Origin of the sequence: Paenibacillus glucanolyticus (assembly GCF_037333485.1) — a bacterium.
Taxonomy (GTDB): Bacteria; Bacillota; Bacilli; order Paenibacillales; family Paenibacillaceae; genus Paenibacillus_AQ; species Paenibacillus_AQ glucanolyticus.
Window position 1 is genome coordinate 5,382,389 of sequence record NZ_CP147845.1, and the last position, 15,350, is coordinate 5,397,738.

Sequence of the window (15,350 nt, forward strand, 5' to 3'; positions counted from 1 at the left end):
TGTTTAAAGCGTGTATTCATGTCCAAGAACCAAAAATACGCTGGAGGTCCAGGTGAACGCCCGATCGCGGAGCCCTGCCCCGGTCAGGGCATCGAAGTTCTCAGCCATGCCGCTGACACTGACCATGCGGCAGAAGCGTTCGGCGATCTCCATCGCCAGCTCCATGTCGCCAGCTGCCGCAACACCTTCGACAAGCAGCATCGTGGAAGGCGCCCAGATCGGTCCGCGCCAGTATCCGTCCGGCTTATAGTAGCGGCTGCTCACACTCTCGGTAGCCCAGCCGTTATTCGTCAGGAATCGTCCTTCATCCCTCAGCCCTTCTAATAGAGCCGTGCGAATATGTTCGGGAAGGCGTTTTCCCAGCAGGATAGGAACGAACAGCAGCAGGCTGTCTCCTTCGGACACCTCATGCGTTCCCGAACGGCAGGCGGTGAATCGTCCACCCTTCCAGAAGTGCTGGACCATGCGTTCCAGCGTATCGTCCGCTCTGCGTCTCCATTCCGCCGACTCTTCCGATAAGCCCAACAAATCCGCCACCTCGGCAAGCGTTTCCATCTGTATGATCAGATATGCGGCAAGGTCAGGACTTTCTACGGGAATGCCGTTATTAAACGCCGTACTGTTGTCCCACCCCGAATCATTGCCGTGGTTGTACTGGGGAATGCCGTCGCCGTCATGGTCCCGGTGCGTGAACCACCACTGCGTCCATTTGGATAGGGGTTCATAAACCTCGCGCAGCTGAGCCTCCTGAATGAAATCGGTACGCCGCATCATCCAGGCCAGCGTCCAGCCGTGAATCGGCGGTTTGTTGCAATTCCAAAGCTCGTATTTATCGTTCACGAAGTCCGGAATCAGTCCGCTCTCATCCTGACGATCAAAAAAGATCATGAACTGATCCCAGGCCAGCTTCGGGTTGTGGCGCACAAGGGCCATCGCGTTAAAGCAGTTATCCCAGCTCCAGATGTTGGTCATCCAGTTCTTGGACATGTACATGGCAGGGCGGGTCAAACAGCCCTCGGCCGGAACGAGACAGGACCAGGTGATATAGGCTGCGAGCTCTCTTGCCTCCTGCCACCGGTTAGAAACGGTCAAGGTGTTGTTCAGCCATGCGGCATAATCTTTCCTTAAGCTTTCAACCGCCTCGTCGAAGGACTCCCATATGTCGCGCGGCTTCAAGACGGTAATAAACTCCTCTACGGCAAACTCCGCCGTATCGGTTGCAGCATCTGGATAGAAGTCAGCGGTCACCCGCGAGCTCTTGATCTCGTTCCATTCCACCTCCATGCTCATATGGCCTGCAAGCCGTGTCAGCATGAAGCGACAGCCATGCGTGAAGCTATTCACTTCCCAACTGTCCGGATTACTCTCGTAGGCATAGTCGTACGCTGCGGGGAAAAAGGTAAGCCGGATGCCGCAGCCTTCCGTACGGAACCTGATAGTCCGGGAATCCGATAAACAAATATCCGCATGGCCATCCTCATCCGGGGAGGTTAGCCTAAGTTTGTCGGGGGATGCCGCAGTTGTATATAAAACCGGCTTGCCGTGCCGGTCCAGCAGTTCGATCAAAAAGGCCTCGCCAAACTTGTCGTCCCCTCCGCGGACCGTACGCAGATAAAGCCCTTGTCTCCGTTCCTTTCCTGCAGGCAGGAGTGAAATGGCCAGGAAGGATTCTCTTCGGCTGAAAGGCACGAGGTTCAGATCAAAATTCATAAGACATCTCCTTTACTCCAGGTTTGCTTCCATTGTAAGTCTTCTCTTGTAAAGAGAGGACTGCCGGATGTCTTACTGAAGGAGGCATATTGTTTGCGGCAGGTTTGTTTACCGCTTGGAGGTGTCATTTTGTTCGATTCGAGGTGGCGATCATGTTAGGCAGCATGATGGGGCGCCGAGCAATATCGCAAAAAAGCCGCCAATGCTCATGCATCAGCGGTAGTTACGGTTAACTGACAGATGTTCAGAGCGGCACCATCTGCGCACTAAATCGAGCGAGCGAAGATCACGGCTTGATTCTATAGCTTTACGGCCCTGAGTGCCGTATTTCCCCGTGCTCGCTATGGCCGCTGGCCGTGCGGACGCCAGTACTGCCTACTATCTTCATCGCGCACGGTGATCCCAAGCTTCGAAAGCTCACGGCGCAGATCGGCTGCGTCCTCCTTCTCTTCCATCTCAAGAGCCTTCTCGCGTGCCAGGAACAGCGCATTCATACTGGGCGTCAGCCCCGGTGAATCGACAACCCATCTGACATAATGATCGGCGAAGGGATCGCTGTCCCTCCAGGAATAACCATGGGACCGGAAGGCCTCTGCCACCGCTGCGCGTTTGGCCTCAGGCTTCGCTCGATAGAGCTCCTGCCCCTCAGCCCCCAGCAGGACAAGCTGCTTGCCATCTAGAAATACTGCCGAAACTTCCTCTCTCGCAAACGTTTGTTTTGCTTCATGAAGGCTAAACGTAATCTCCTGATCCGACAGTTGAAGCGCAAGACTTTCTTTAACGGCAATGCGAGAGAGCAGCATTCCCGCAATCAGACCGAGATTAGCCGTTAAGATGACGACCCACGGTCCCTGAATGGATGCGATTAACTCCAGCGGCCCTTGAAACGGAACCCAGGCCAATCCTGTTGCCCAATCCGCGATTGCAGGTAGAAACCAGCCAACAACAGCGCCCAATATCGGGGGTGCCGTCCATATCAAGATCCGGTCTGACGCGGATAATCCAAGATCTGTGTATTCCCCTCCATTATGCAACGGTATCTGCTCCTTTCCTAAACACACTGTTCACCGCTTCTTTCCATATCGCTTGATAGTCCAACTGAATGTCCATCATCATATAACTGGTAATATTGTCGATGACCAGAGCCAGGACATATGCCTTGGACTCTGCATGATGCCGCTCAACGATCCCAAATTCTGCGCCTAACAACATCAGCTCACGAAAACCGTCCAGGAACGTTTGCTGCATGGCAGCCACCCGTTCTCCGTAATTAGCGCTCCGGTTGGCGGTCAGCATAAACTCATTCAACAAGCGCATGACCGGAGAAAACTCCTCTTCATCCTCGGGAAACATGCGCATTCCCCCTTGGTACAGTTCCTCTGCGAAGTTCAACTCATTCATATGGGCCAAGGTGAAATAATGCTCAAAATGATAGTCGCTAAACATATAGTCAAAAACCCGATCAATCAGCTCATCCTTCGAAACAAAATGATAGTAGATAGACGGTTTCGTAATGCCAACCTCACTGGCTATCATCGCAAGGCTGGTTTTCTCTATGCCATGCAGCGCAAACAACCCGATGGCCGCCTCGACAATCTGCTGTGAGGTCAGATCCTTCTTTTTCACGATGCAGTTCACTCCTTTTTTTAACTATCGGTAGGTAAAATTTTAAGGGAAATCATGTAGAGTGTCAATATTTTTAACTATCGATAGGTAAAAAAGGTAGCAATAAAAAACAGCTGCCTCTGGACAGCTGCTCGAACTCACTTTTTTTGCAAAAGGATCCGTTTGCCTCGCAATCAAAAATCGCCGACACGCATCGCATCGACGATTATCCGTATACATAGGGTTCTTGCTCAACCGGTTACACCAGATTAGAGCATTCTTCTTCCCATCATGATGATGGTTTCCAGTAGTGACTTCCATTTTCCATCGGCTTTACGCGCAGCCACTGTTGCGTGGTCTGTCGTCTTCCGTGTAAGACTCCATTTTGTTGCCAGCTGGCATCGTTCCACTTCCTGACGGAGGTCGAGAATATGCTGCTTGGCAATATCTTCATTATTAATATTCATGGTTCATTCCTCTTCTCTTTTATAACGATAACATTCCGACATTACCAATACCTGCAAGCTCCTCTTCCGTCCCCTTCACTATAATACTGCCATTGTTCACTCTAAGGTAAGGGTACAAAATGCCTTTAATTCTTTTTTCCCCGACAACCACATCTCCGAAGAGATCCAGCGATGAGATCGAATGTTTAATATCGTCCTCCGTTACATCGTCATCAAGAATGAATGTTCCATCTACAATAAAGGTTACTGGTTGTTCCAAAGCCAACAGCTGATCCTTCGACCAAGTCTCCTCACCGCTAACGAAAATAAAAGACTGCTCATAACTTAAAATTTCGGTATTCAGATTCGGGCAGCGTTCCCATATCAAATCCTCGATATCCTCGCTGCATATGATGAATGACGTGGACTGTATCTCTGATATAGCACGGCTGAAGGCATCACGTGTCACATCAGCCTCCATAATGATCGGTTGTTTGGTGTAGAACTTGTGGCCGTTGAATCGGCGAATGGTTCTTGCATTTAGTCTCAATGGCTTGGTTACATATTCGAAGCCTGTCGGGATAACCTCCAAGGAACCATTGATCGCCTTCGCTTTATCATAGAAATATGGGGATTGGCTCTCATGAATAACAGCTTTGCCGTTCATACGAAGACTGTCAATCCCAGCTGCAAAACGCTCCATATCCAGGTCCTTATCCAGCTCCAGCACTCCGCTCATTACCAGACTGATGGGGTCGGTGATGGAGGCCAGATAGGCATTGTTCAATTTCAGTTTTCCCGACTCGAATCTGGGCTCATACTGATAGGCGTAAATCTCCGCGCTGGCTCCTCCCACTTTAAGAAGCGCTGAGGTAACGACACCCGCCAGATGCTGGGGAGTATACACCTCGCCGTTGACCACCAGATGAAGCTTACCGCTCTGGAACGCCTCGAAGGAGACTTCTTTGTCGATGATAACCGTGCCATTAACAAATACACGATCCGGGTGATCCAGCTGCTTAAAATATTCCTCATTCAGTCGCAGCGTCCCGTTGTAATAACGGTGACCTGCCGGTATTTCAAGCGTTTTGCCGATATTGCCTGCATTCTTCAGCATCGTCAGGAGGTGCGCCGTTTCTGCCCGGTATATGACGATGCCCACGTTGCCGATCCGTTCAATGCTTTTTACACTTTCCTCCGTTGCCTGTGTCAAATCCAGCATGCCTACATTTCCAATCATTTTGCTCATTTCATATCTTCCTCCCATATTTTTCTTAATTTCTTGATGGCGGTTTGCAATTTGTAACGAACCGTTGCTGCGGGCATTCCGAGTTGTTCTCCAATTTCCTGGCTGGACATTCCGAGCCAAAAACGTTTAAATACGATGTCGCTTTGTGATTGCGGCAAGCGGGCAAGCCACTCGGTCGTCTCTATATTGCGGCTTGAAACGGGAAGCACCGCTGCATCCAGATCATCCTCCCACGATACAAGCCGCTTCTCCCGTCGGCTAATATCGATCATGCGATTTTTGATGACTCTGAAGAACCAGGCCTTTTGCTTATGAAGGGGCAGGTCCGCCAGATTTGGTTCCTTGAGGGCCTTCATAAAGGCATCCTGAACCAGATCGTCTGCTTCATAAGCGTGCTTGGCGATGGATCTGGCATAACGTGTTACGTCGTCCTTCAGGCTTTCATAGAGATCACATACTTCCATTAGCCAACCTCTCACTTTTCGAATTGTCTTTCTTGTTAATATAACGTTTGGGCAAAAGAAACTGATGGATTTTCTTTAAAAAAATTTAATTCGGCATTGAGCCGGCTGTGAGTCTTCGTATAAAAAAAGCGCTGACCGTGTTGACGGTCAGCGCTTTTTCAACAAAATTAATCCCACATGGAGAACAGCACCAGCAGAACAGTTGCCATACCCAGCATGAATGAGTATTTAGAAAACCAAATAGAACTCATCTCTTCCTTCACCCTGTATCCCTCCTCTTGTTTACGGATCACCCTAACTTTCCAGCTTGACTACCTCTAGCCCCACCAGCTGAGCGCACACAGCAGCATAACCGCTACAAAAAAACCATCCATAAATTTGAGCTGAAGTTTGGCCACCCGAATCACCTCCTTATAAAGGCACATGAACTTAAACTGAAATAGGTATTATATGATTTTACATAAATTTATTGATTGACCAATTACTTTTTAAAAAATCTGCTCCGCCTGTTATCGCAACACTGCAGCTCCGTATCTCCCCCCCCTATCCCCTCTGAAAATTCATGCAATTTTCCTTCTTCCTTCTCACTTGTCATTCCTCAAGCTCGCTTTTCCATTAAACCACGCATCGTTTCCGTGATAGCCAGCTCATGGGGTGTCCAGGAAATCGGGCCGATCTGTCGCTCATATTTATCACCGCTCAGCACCAAGGGCTCCTCCGTCAGATACAGCATCTCTACCACCTCTTTCATCACCGGATTGAACAACCCGATCAGGGACAGCCCGATCCGCCCCAGCGGCATAACCGCCTTCCGCTTCCCGACAGCCCTCTGCGCAATCCGCACCAGCTCATGTCCCGAGATCACGTCTGGTCCGGGAATATGCCAGTTCTGTCCGTAGGATTCTTCCCTCGCCGCCACCTCGACGATCATCCGTGCGGCATCCGGCAAATAAACGTATTCACGGGGAACCCTCATATTGCCTACGAACGCAGTTGGCTTGCCTGCGGCAATGGCTTCCATGGTCACGGATAGATAGGATGCCTGGGCAGAGGGACCGTAATAGTCGGGAAGCCGTACGATCAGTGGTCGTGCCTTATGCCACCGCGATGAGAAGATCAATTCCTCGTAAGCCAGCCTCACCTTGCCCTTGCGAGTATGAGGTTTCTTGGGGTGTTCTTCTGTTGCCCTTTCCATTAAGCGGCGACCGTAAGGATAGATACCATCCACCACCACAACCTTGGCTCCCGTCTCCTCCGCTGCCTTCATCACCGACTCGCCTAGTGGCAGCAGCCTGGACTCCATCTCATGATAGGGAATATTGGCACTGTGAAAAATAATGTCCGCTTCTCCAGCAGCCCTTATGATATCCTCCGGTTTGAATGCATCCCCCGTCTCCAATGTGAGCAGAGGGGAATGGTTCAGTTGATCAGCCAGCTCATTCAGTTTCTTCATGGAGCGTCCGAAGGCTACCGTCTCGATTCCACGCTCAATCAGCTCTGCTGTCAATGGAGCTCCTACGCCACCTGTTGCACCCAATACAATCGCTTTTTGCATATAAATCTCTCCTTTTATTCAGTTATATTATTGATTGATCAATTACAATTACTGAAAAATATCATGCTCTTCCTGCACCGCGCACACAACTTCCATTATACGCGGTGTGGCACTAAAAAAGCGCCTGAGCATGCTTTATTTTTTGGGCATTAAATCCGGCATATCCATGGCCATGGCTGCATTACACAACATGCCCCGCGCCAGAAAATCGGAGATTTTCTTATCTGCGTCTTCAAAACCTGCTGACACAAAGGCATTTCCAACAAGATCCCGTATCTCATTAATCCCCTGCTGCATCGCTTCGCGGATGGGTGCATCCGGAATCGTCTGTGCCTGCATCTGCAGCAGTATTTCACTGCGATAGGATTGCATGATCCCTTCGTAAGCCCGGATCAATCCCGATTCCAGTTCCTCAGGTGCAGATGAATCAATCACCACTTGAAATGCTTGCACGATGCGCTTCCAGGAGACAGACAACGACTCTACAAGCAGTGACTCCTTGGTGAAGAAGCGATAGACATAAGGCTGGGATATAGCCGCACGCTCGGCTACCTGAGCCGTGGTCGCGCGATAGTACCCGATCTCGGCAAACACCTCAATAGCTGCTGCCACGATATCATTCCGCCGATTGACAGAGGTTGAAGCTCTGGCCACCATACCGACCTCCCTTTCACTTTAACTTTAACTTCTGAACAATCACTTGTATTCATTCATTATTGATTGACCAATTACTATTGAGTTTAGTATATATCGCCGATTTAATTTTCGCAACAACTTTTTCTTGACCATCACGCTACGTCGTAGTTCATCATTCAAACTAAATTAAAACAGAGGTGAAGAAATGAATATACCATCCTTACGCTCAGATCAAGTATATCGAGAGTTTTGACATGCTCCACAAAAAGAAAAAAGTCGCGTTATTCAGACAAGCCAGTGTGGCTCCATTTATCGGAAAATGGAACATACTGAATATTCCTTTTTAAAGCGGAGGACCCCAAAAAGCGAGCCTGTTATCTGAATTTGAACAGCAGATGGAGAAGATATTCATAAAAATGGCATCCTGTATGAATCAATCCCCTTCTTCCGATGAAGTACAGCAATTGATCATCGAATGGAAAAGCTGTCTCGAACAATCCATTGTATGTGACTCTGAAATGTTAACATGTATTGCAAATACGTATACACGCGATAATCGCTACAAAAATTATATAAATCAATTCAGCGATGGTGACTTGGCCGAATATTTATATACTGCTATCTTGCATCATATTGATCATGGATAGAGGAGTTTTGCTTATCTTGTTCATCCTCCAATTTTGCGTAAGCTGCTCCCGATCGGGAAGGATTCCCGTATCTCTTGACGAACTGTTTACAAGTACTGGCACCATAAATCGCAGTTCCCAAGTTCTATATTCTATCATCGATCAAGGAGGTTAAATCATGAGTCATGAAGGTCAGCAACAATTCGAACGGTGGCGCAAGCATCGCACGGTACTCAATCAACTACTGGAGGATGTACACACTGAGCATTTAGATTATAAACCTTGGCAGGATGCCTACACTTTGGGTGCATTGGCTGTTCACATTGCCGCCTCCTCCGAGATGTTCCTGCTGTCTATCAAAAATGGCACCTTCTCTCCACCTTCTATCTCTACCCAGTTCGAAACGATTGAGGACATTAGAAATATCGTCCAAGCTTCAACCGATGCTACAACAGCCGCTTATGCGGAGTTGTCGGATGCGGAGCTGGAGAAACCGCTCGACTTTAACGGATTTGCAGCCCCTGGATCAGTATGGCTGGGCAGCATGGTGGACCATGAAATCCACCATAAGGGGCAGCTGTTTACTTATGCACGGGCCGCAGGCGTTGCGAAGGTCCCTTTCTTCACTGTGCAGCCGGCAAAACAGTAACGGCCGCGGGGTTCGGGCTGCAGGCGCCGGGCCGCCTGCCCTCACGCACAAATAAAAAGCCGATTTCCCTGAGCTCTCTCGGGAAATCGGCTTTTTATCTTACCCACTGGTTACCCTTGCTTCGCCAGCTTCACCACAGCTTGCAAGGCCGTGTTAATCTCGCGTTCCACTGCGTCGGCAACTACGTTGGTGTTCGGATCGTACTCGGCCGCCAGATCGGCATCGGCAAAGCCGTCCATCGCCACGATTGCGCCAGCACGAACGCCGCGGATGGCTGCAACGACATACAATGCCGCAATTTCCATCTCCACACCCAGTGCCCCGGCCGCTTTATATTTCTGGTGCGGCACTTCTTCAACGCCGTTAAAGAACACGTCCAGCGTGACCGTAATCCCCTTGCGCACCACGCCTTCGCCGATCGCAAGTGCTGTTTCGTACAGCGCCTCCGCAACCTGGCTGTCCGCGACCGCAGGGAAGCCGTCCGGCACCAGCTGCTTCGTCAGCCCGTCCGTACGGATCGCAGCAGTGCTGACCACAAGGCTTCCCGCAGGGGTATCCGCCCGGTAGGATCCGGCGGTGCCCACGCGAATGAGTGTCTTCGCTCCAGCGCGGATCAGCTCCTCGAAACAAACCGCAGCTCCCGGACATCCAACGCCGTGGCTGGTAACCGCCAGCTCAACGCCTTCGTAGCTCCCCACAAAAGTGCGGTACTCGCGGCTGAATGCCAGCTCGCGCGCACCTGTGAGCTTACGGGAAATCGTCTCCGCACGTTTCGGATCGCCGCAGACGATCACAAATTCAGGTATATCCTCTGAGTTCACTTGCAAAATAGGCATCAACATATTAGTCAAACTCCTTATGTGTCCATTCATCTTCAGGTATATCCAGTGCTTCGCCGCTGAACCGCTCTTCCTTAAACGGATCCGCTTCGTTATGGAAGCCATTGCGTTCCCAGAAGCCCGGGCGGTCTTCCTTCATAAACTCGATGCCGCGCAACCACTTCGCGCTCTTCCAGAAATAACGATGCGGTACGACCGTGCGAAGCGGCCAGCCATGCTTGTCCGTCAGCGGCTCGCCATTGAAGCGGTAGGCGAGCATCACATTGTCCATAAGCAGATCCTCGATCGGCACATTCGTATCGTAATCGGGATCGGCATGAAACATGACGTATTTGGCTTCCGGCTTCACATTGAGGCCCGCGAGGAAATCCCGGAACAGGATTCCTTCCCAAACCGTATCGAATTTGGACCAACGCGTAACACAGTGAATATCGGTGTTCACTGTTACCGTTGGCATGGCCATTAAATCTTCATAAGTAAACGTCAGTTCCTCTTCGACCTCGCCGAATACCTTGAGTCTCCATTCCGACATGTCGTAGCGAGGAACGTCCCCTTCATGCAGGATAGGAAACTTTTCGGTCAGCGTCTGCCCCGGCGGCAGTTTGGCACGCTGTTCATCCGTCAGGTTATTAGCTGCCACCGGCTTCATTTTTTTCAAACGTTCTGCTTTTTTGTGCACCAAGTTCATCTCCTCTATGCTGGATCGTATCCACAACCGCTTAACGTCTGGAGGACTCAATTTCCGGTTATCGCGGCGCGGCGTATGCGCCTATCTGGAGCTTGAGCCCTGCTTCAGTGCATCCTGCTGGAAGCTTTTATTCTTAAAGAAGAACATGGCCAGAATCGTGACGACATAAGGCAGCATCTGCGTGAAATGTGTAGGCAGTGCGAGGCCCTGGAACCGGATGCTCAGTGCATCCATAAAGCCGAACAGCAGGCTTGCCGCCGTAACGCCAAGCGGACCCGATTGGCCCAGCATCGTTGCCACCAGCGCAATAAAGCCGCGCCCGGCCGTCATGCCTTCTGTAAACATCGTCACCTGTCCAAGTGACAGCTGCGCGCCTGCAAGCGCACATAACACGCCGCTGGCCAGCACAGCGCCATACTGATAACGTCTTACGCGGATTCCCACGCTTTTGGCAGCGAGTGGATTCTCACCTGCAGCCAGGAAACGGAAGCCGCTCTTTGTGCGATAGAAATAATACCACATCAAGCCCGCAATCAAAAAGGACAGATATACAAGAGGTGTCAGGCCAGCCAGGATCGGACCCAGCACCGGAATATCCTCGATAATCGGTATGTTCCATTTCGGCAGTCCCACCATCGTATTATCATAAAATGCGCCTTTTACGTCAAAAATAGCCCGTAAGCTAAATGTCGTCAATCCGGCAGCCAAGGCATTCATCGCGATACCAACCACAATGACGTTGGCCTGCAGATTGATACTGAGATAGGCAAATATAAAGGAAAATATCGAGACGATCGCAATCGCGAACAAAATCGCATAAAAGACATTACCGAAAAAGTAATTCCCCACCACGGCGGAAAAAGCACCCAACAGCATAAAGCCTTCCAGACCGACATTGAACAATCCGACGCGCGAACACAGGGCACCGCCGAGGGCTGCAAGCAGGATCGGAGTAAGCACACGCAGGGCCGAGTTGATTAATGCAAGATCAAACAGCTGTTCCATCGGATTTGTTCCCCTTTCTGCGCTTCAGGAAGCTGTATGTGAATCGGGCGGAAATAAACAGAATCAGCACGGCTTGTATAATGGCTCCCACTTCAAGCGGCACTTCCGTATTTCGTTCGACGCCCATGCCGCCTGTCTGCAATGCGGCCAAAAAAATCGATGCAATCAGCGTGCCGATCGGATGCGACCCTGCCAACAATGCAGCCATAATGCCCGTCCAGGCATAGTCAGCCGTGGATAATGCGCCATCAATATAACGATACTGAGAGCCCAGTATTTCAACAGCGCCGCCAAGACCAGCCAAGCCGCCGCTGAAGAACATCGCGCCAAGCATCATGGGACCACGCTTAACCCCACCGAACAGGGCAAACAATGGATTGCCGCCAAGCATCCGGACCTCGTATCCGATCACGGAACGCTTCAATAATACGAATATAATTAACGCGGCAAGCACAGCCAGCACAAACCCTACGTGCAGCGGCATGCCGGAGATCAGCTTCGGCAGCCAGACACTGTTGTCCAGCATTTCGGACTGTGCCATCGCAGCAGAACCTGAACGGTCCTTCAGCGGATAGGCAACCAGATAACCCGCAAACAGTACAGCCACATAATTCAGCAGCAGCGTGGAGATCAGCAGGTTAACCCGGAATCTGGCGTCAAAATATCCGGCCATCACCGACCACAGACCACCCGCAACGATACCTGCAATGATGGCAACGATGCACACCAGCCAGCCGGGTCCCGGCATATATAAACCGACCAATGCGGCGGAAAGCGCACCAAACACCATCTGTCCTTCAGCACCCAGGTTAAAAAATCCGGCGCGGAATGCAAATGCCGCACCCAGACCAATCAGGATGATCGGTGTCGCCCGGGATAGCGTATTCGTGAAGAAATACATGCCGCCGAAGGCGCCCTTCCACATCTCAGCATAGGTCTCCAGAATGTCGCCTCCGGCAATCATGATGGCAATCGCCCCCGCGAGCAAACCTACCATGATCGCCGCAATCGGCTGAAGCAGCGGAAGCGTCAATTTTGTCCATTTATTCATTACAAGGTTCCTCCCGCCATCAGCAGTCCCAATTTCTCTTCTGTCGCTTCCTTCGCTGACAACTCACCTGCAATCCGACCTTCAAACATAACCAGAACCCGATCGGACAGCTTCAAAATTTCCGTTAATTCAGAAGATACCAGCAGAATACCTGTCCCCTCTTCACGCCGCTTGAGCAGTTCACCATGAATGGTCTCCATGGCGCCGATATCAACGCCGCGCGTCGGTTCGGCAGCGATCAGGAATGGGGTTCCCTGCTCAAGTTCCCGGGCAACAATCAGCTTCTGCAGATTGCCGCCGGATAAATACTGGGTGCTTGTCTCCAAAGACCCCGTCTTGATGGAGAACTTCTGAACCCAACCGGAAACAAGCGAGCGGATGTCCTTCAGTTTAAGGAAGCCGCCCTTCTGCAAACGGCGATGGTGACCCATAAGTCCGGTATCCATCACGGTTGCCGTACGGTTAGCTCCCCATACATAACGATCCTCCGGAATGTGGGCTAACCCATGCTCTCTTATCTCACGCGTAGACATACCGGTAACATCCTTGCCCGATACGGCTATCCGGCCGCTGTCGGGCTGAGCCAAGCCGGAAATCACCTGTAGCAGCTCAGACTGACCGTTGCCGGAAATGCCGGCAACCCCGACAACCTCGCCTGCCCGGACTTGTATATTCACGCCATCCAGCACCGGCTTCCCTTTCGTTCCGCGAATCGAAACCTCCGATACCTCAAGCACCTTCTCACCCGGCGTTATCGTTTTCTTATCCAGCTCCGCTAACTCGCGGCCTACCATAAGGCGGGAGAGCTGACGGGCATCCGTGTTTCCCTTCTCCACAACGCCGGTAACCGCACCGTCGCGGAGCACCGTAATCCGGTCAGCCACATCCAGAACTTCATTCAGCTTGTGGCTAATCAGAATAAAGCTTTTGCCCTGTTTAGAGAGCTGTTTAATGGCCTCAAGGAGTTCCTGCACCTCAAGCGGCGTCAGCACGCCTGTCGGCTCATCCAGAATAATGATTTCGGCACCTTGATACAGCACCTTCAATATTTCAACCCGCTGCTGTACACCCGGTGCACTGCTGCTCACGATTGCGCGCGGATCAACCTTCATTCCGTATTGCTCACAGAGTCCATCCACCGTTTTCACCGCTTGCTTGCGGTCAAACCTGGCACCGGAGCCCGGCTCATTGCCAATCACGATATTCTCGGCAATTGTAAACGTAGGAAACAGCATAAAGTGCTGGTGAACCATGCCGATGCCGCCGCGAATCGCACCCTCCGGGCTCGCAAACGAAACTTCCTTGCCATTCAGCCGAATCGTACCCGAGGTTGGCTGCTCCATCCCGTACAATATCCGCATCAGCGTTGTTTTGCCTGCACCATTCTCCCCGACAATCGCATGAACCTCACCCGCACGCAGCGAAAAATCAATGCCGCGGTTTGCGCTAAACTCGCCATACTTTTTTGTAATATTGTCCATCTGGAGTAGCATCGAAGTTATGCCTTCCTTTCGCTTCTGAATGAAAGACCGACTGCTCATGTGGCAGCCGGTCCAGGTGAGAATTAATTTTGTTCCAATGCGTTGGTTACTTTAATCTTTCCGGCGATAATATCGTCGGAAATCACCTTGAGCTGGTCCACGATGTCTTGTCCAATGAATGGATTGAGCGGTGTTTTGCTCTCATGGGTAACGTAAGTGAGACCTACGCCGCCTTCTTTCAGGCCATAGTCACGAATGTCGAATGAGTAGTTGCCTTCCGAGAAGTCCTTAACTGTTTCGTACACAACAGCGTCTGTGCCTTTCAATTGAGCAAGCACAACGTGCTCAGGATCCGTGCCCGTGTTATCCGTATCTTGTCCGGAAGCGTAGAAGCCTTTTTCCTTTGCGGCTTCAAACACGCCGAGGTCACCGACAGCAGAGAGGCCAGCAACGAAATCGGCACCCTTGGAATTCTGGAGGAGTGCGAGTTCCTTCGCTTTAGCCGGGTCTGTAAATCCGCCGACATAGTTAACAAATATTTCAACGTTAGGGTTTACCGATTTTGCGCCTTCGGCAAAGCCGGTCATATATTTATGCATAATAGGAATGTCGTCTGCAACCACGTTGCCAACCTTGTTTGTCTTCGTAGCCAGTCCAGCTGCTGCACCCAGCAGATAAGCTGCTTCATGTTCACGGAATACAACGCTGCGGACATTCGGCAAATCTACCACTGTATCGATAATGGCGAAAGGCACGTCCGGATTCTCCGGTGCAACCTTCTTCAGTGCATCTTCCATCTGGAAGGTAGAAGTAATGATCAGATCATATTTCTCGGCAACGGCCGTACGCAGGTTTTGCTCGATCGAGGCCGGGTCAGTCGATTCAATCGTCTTCACTTCAACGTTGAAATCGGCAGCTGCTTTTTTCAATCCTTCATCCATTAATGCAAAGAAAGGATTAACACCGATCTTCTCAGGAAGTACAAGTGCAATGCGTTTCTTATCTTGAGATCCTTCTGAACCGCCATTCGCTGCACCAGTGTCAGTAGACTTATCATCGTTGCCGCAAGCTGCAAGCAATCCAACGGATAATACGAGTGTTAATAGAATTGACCATGTCTTTTTCATTTCCTGACCTTATCCTCCTAAGTTGAGCACTTTTTATACTATTATCCTATGGTATAGACAAGCAGATGTCAAAACAAAAATTTTAGCGTTTTATGTAGTTTAATGTGTTTTTTAGCAAAAATTTGGTGGAAAACTGCGTATATCACAGAACATTACCTTATCCAAATGTCGATAATGTTCGGAAATTGCCAACATTTGATCAACACTTTCTGGCGGAAA

15 protein-coding genes and 1 pseudogene are annotated in these 15,350 nt (G+C 50.6%); 2 read left to right on the forward strand and 14 right to left on the reverse strand.

Annotated elements, in window-relative coordinates; all coding sequences use genetic code 11:
• Positions 1 to 3: 3 nt before the first annotated feature.
• From WDY75_RS25170 to WDY75_RS25205, 8 genes are all read right to left on the reverse strand, one after another.
• Entirely contained in the window at positions 4 to 1,710 is a 1,707-nt protein-coding gene (locus tag WDY75_RS25170; protein WP_063478726.1) for an amylo-alpha-1,6-glucosidase, read from the reverse strand.
• 341 nt (positions 1,711 to 2,051) lie between these two features.
• Entirely contained in the window at positions 2,052 to 2,744 is a 693-nt protein-coding gene (locus WDY75_RS25175) for a hypothetical protein (RefSeq protein ID WP_063478725.1), read from the reverse strand.
• Positions 2,737 to 3,336 (reverse strand): TetR/AcrR family transcriptional regulator, encoded by a 600-nt coding sequence (locus WDY75_RS25180; RefSeq protein ID WP_063478724.1) that lies wholly within the window; start codon positions 3,334 to 3,336, stop codon positions 2,737 to 2,739. The genes WDY75_RS25175 and WDY75_RS25180 overlap by 8 nt, the downstream gene beginning before the upstream one ends.
• A 248-nt stretch (positions 3,337 to 3,584) precedes the next feature.
• The gene (locus WDY75_RS25185) at positions 3,585 to 3,782 is read right to left on the reverse strand and encodes a hypothetical protein (protein WP_006208479.1); all 198 of its coding nucleotides are present in this window, start codon (positions 3,780 to 3,782) and stop codon (positions 3,585 to 3,587) included.
• A 19-nt stretch (positions 3,783 to 3,801) separates the two neighbouring features.
• Positions 3,802 to 5,010: a hypothetical protein gene (locus tag WDY75_RS25190; RefSeq protein ID WP_006208478.1), complete on the reverse strand. Its 1,209-nt coding sequence runs from the start codon at positions 5,008 to 5,010 to the stop codon at positions 3,802 to 3,804.
• On the reverse strand, positions 5,007 to 5,474 hold the full coding sequence (locus WDY75_RS25195; RefSeq protein ID WP_006208477.1) for an RNA polymerase sigma factor: 468 nt from the start codon (positions 5,472 to 5,474) through the stop codon (positions 5,007 to 5,009). Before WDY75_RS25195 ends, WDY75_RS25190 begins: the two co-directional genes overlap by 4 nt.
• 598 nt (positions 5,475 to 6,072) lie before the next feature.
• Positions 6,073 to 7,029: an NAD-dependent epimerase/dehydratase family protein gene (locus WDY75_RS25200; RefSeq protein ID WP_036641021.1), complete on the reverse strand. Its 957-nt coding sequence runs from the start codon at positions 7,027 to 7,029 to the stop codon at positions 6,073 to 6,075.
• Between the two features lie 135 nt (positions 7,030 to 7,164).
• Positions 7,165 to 7,686 (reverse strand): TetR/AcrR family transcriptional regulator, encoded by a 522-nt coding sequence (locus WDY75_RS25205; RefSeq protein ID WP_063478723.1) that lies wholly within the window; start codon positions 7,684 to 7,686, stop codon positions 7,165 to 7,167.
• 338 nt (positions 7,687 to 8,024) lie between these two features.
• Here WDY75_RS25205 and WDY75_RS25210 point away from each other — a divergent pair.
• Both WDY75_RS25210 and WDY75_RS25215 read left to right on the forward strand, forming a co-directional pair.
• Positions 8,025 to 8,312, forward strand: a pseudogene (locus WDY75_RS25210) (TipAS antibiotic-recognition domain-containing protein); the annotation flags it as partial.
• Positions 8,313 to 8,469: 157 nt separating this feature from the next.
• Complete coding sequence (locus WDY75_RS25215) at positions 8,470 to 8,940, forward strand: DinB family protein (protein WP_006208472.1); 471 nt, start codon at positions 8,470 to 8,472, stop codon at positions 8,938 to 8,940.
• A gap of 110 nt (positions 8,941 to 9,050) precedes the next feature.
• Here WDY75_RS25215 and WDY75_RS25220 read toward each other — a convergent pair whose 3' ends face one another.
• The 6 genes from WDY75_RS25220 to WDY75_RS25245 form a co-directional block, all read right to left on the reverse strand.
• Positions 9,051 to 9,782 carry a nucleoside phosphorylase gene (locus tag WDY75_RS25220; RefSeq protein ID WP_063478722.1) on the reverse strand — a complete coding sequence of 244 codons (732 nt, stop codon included), beginning with the start codon at positions 9,780 to 9,782 and terminating at the stop codon, positions 9,051 to 9,053.
• Between the two features lies 1 nt (position 9,783).
• Positions 9,784 to 10,458 carry a sulfite oxidase-like oxidoreductase gene (locus WDY75_RS25225; protein ID WP_036641015.1) on the reverse strand — a complete coding sequence of 225 codons (675 nt, stop codon included), beginning with the start codon at positions 10,456 to 10,458 and terminating at the stop codon, positions 9,784 to 9,786.
• Positions 10,459 to 10,548: 90 nt separating this feature from the next.
• A complete protein-coding gene (locus WDY75_RS25230) occupies positions 10,549 to 11,472 on the reverse strand; it encodes an ABC transporter permease (RefSeq protein ID WP_036641013.1) in 924 nt (307 codons plus the stop codon).
• The gene (locus tag WDY75_RS25235; protein WP_036641012.1) at positions 11,456 to 12,523 is read right to left on the reverse strand and encodes an ABC transporter permease; all 1,068 of its coding nucleotides are present in this window, start codon (positions 12,521 to 12,523) and stop codon (positions 11,456 to 11,458) included. The genes WDY75_RS25230 and WDY75_RS25235 overlap by 17 nt, the downstream gene beginning before the upstream one ends.
• Positions 12,523 to 14,016 (reverse strand): ABC transporter ATP-binding protein, encoded by a 1,494-nt coding sequence (locus WDY75_RS25240; RefSeq protein ID WP_063478721.1) that lies wholly within the window; start codon positions 14,014 to 14,016, stop codon positions 12,523 to 12,525. Before WDY75_RS25240 ends, WDY75_RS25235 begins: the two co-directional genes overlap by 1 nt.
• A gap of 71 nt (positions 14,017 to 14,087) precedes the next feature.
• Positions 14,088 to 15,131 carry a BMP family protein gene (locus WDY75_RS25245; RefSeq protein WP_036641008.1) on the reverse strand — a complete coding sequence of 348 codons (1,044 nt, stop codon included), beginning with the start codon at positions 15,129 to 15,131 and terminating at the stop codon, positions 14,088 to 14,090.
• Positions 15,132 to 15,350: the final 219 nt, after the last annotated feature.

Coding starts and splice junctions, on each gene's coding strand:
- WDY75_RS25200 (WP_036641021.1), bottom strand. CDS start 7,029: ATGCAAAAAGCGATTGTATTGGGTGCAACAGGTGGCGTAGGAGCTCCA.
- WDY75_RS25190 (WP_006208478.1), bottom strand. CDS start 5,010: ATGAGCAAAATGATTGGAAATGTAGGCATGCTGGATTTGACACAGGCA.
- WDY75_RS25235 (WP_036641012.1), bottom strand. CDS start 12,523: ATGAATAAATGGACAAAATTGACGCTTCCGCTGCTTCAGCCGATTGCG.
- WDY75_RS25195 (WP_006208477.1), bottom strand. CDS start 5,474: ATGGAAGTATGTGATCTCTATGAAAGCCTGAAGGACGACGTAACACGT.
- WDY75_RS25205 (WP_063478723.1), bottom strand. CDS start 7,686: ATGGTGGCCAGAGCTTCAACCTCTGTCAATCGGCGGAATGATATCGTG.
- WDY75_RS25245 (WP_036641008.1), bottom strand. CDS start 15,131: ATGAAAAAGACATGGTCAATTCTATTAACACTCGTATTATCCGTTGGA.
- WDY75_RS25170 (WP_063478726.1), bottom strand. CDS start 1,710: ATGAATTTTGATCTGAACCTCGTGCCTTTCAGCCGAAGAGAATCCTTC.
- WDY75_RS25185 (WP_006208479.1), bottom strand. CDS start 3,782: ATGAATATTAATAATGAAGATATTGCCAAGCAGCATATTCTCGACCTC.
- WDY75_RS25215 (WP_006208472.1), top strand. CDS start 8,470: ATGAGTCATGAAGGTCAGCAACAATTCGAACGGTGGCGCAAGCATCGC.
- WDY75_RS25240 (WP_063478721.1), bottom strand. CDS start 14,016: ATGCTACTCCAGATGGACAATATTACAAAAAAGTATGGCGAGTTTAGC.
- WDY75_RS25220 (WP_063478722.1), bottom strand. CDS start 9,782: ATGTTGATGCCTATTTTGCAAGTGAACTCAGAGGATATACCTGAATTT.
- WDY75_RS25230 (WP_036641013.1), bottom strand. CDS start 11,472: ATGGAACAGCTGTTTGATCTTGCATTAATCAACTCGGCCCTGCGTGTG.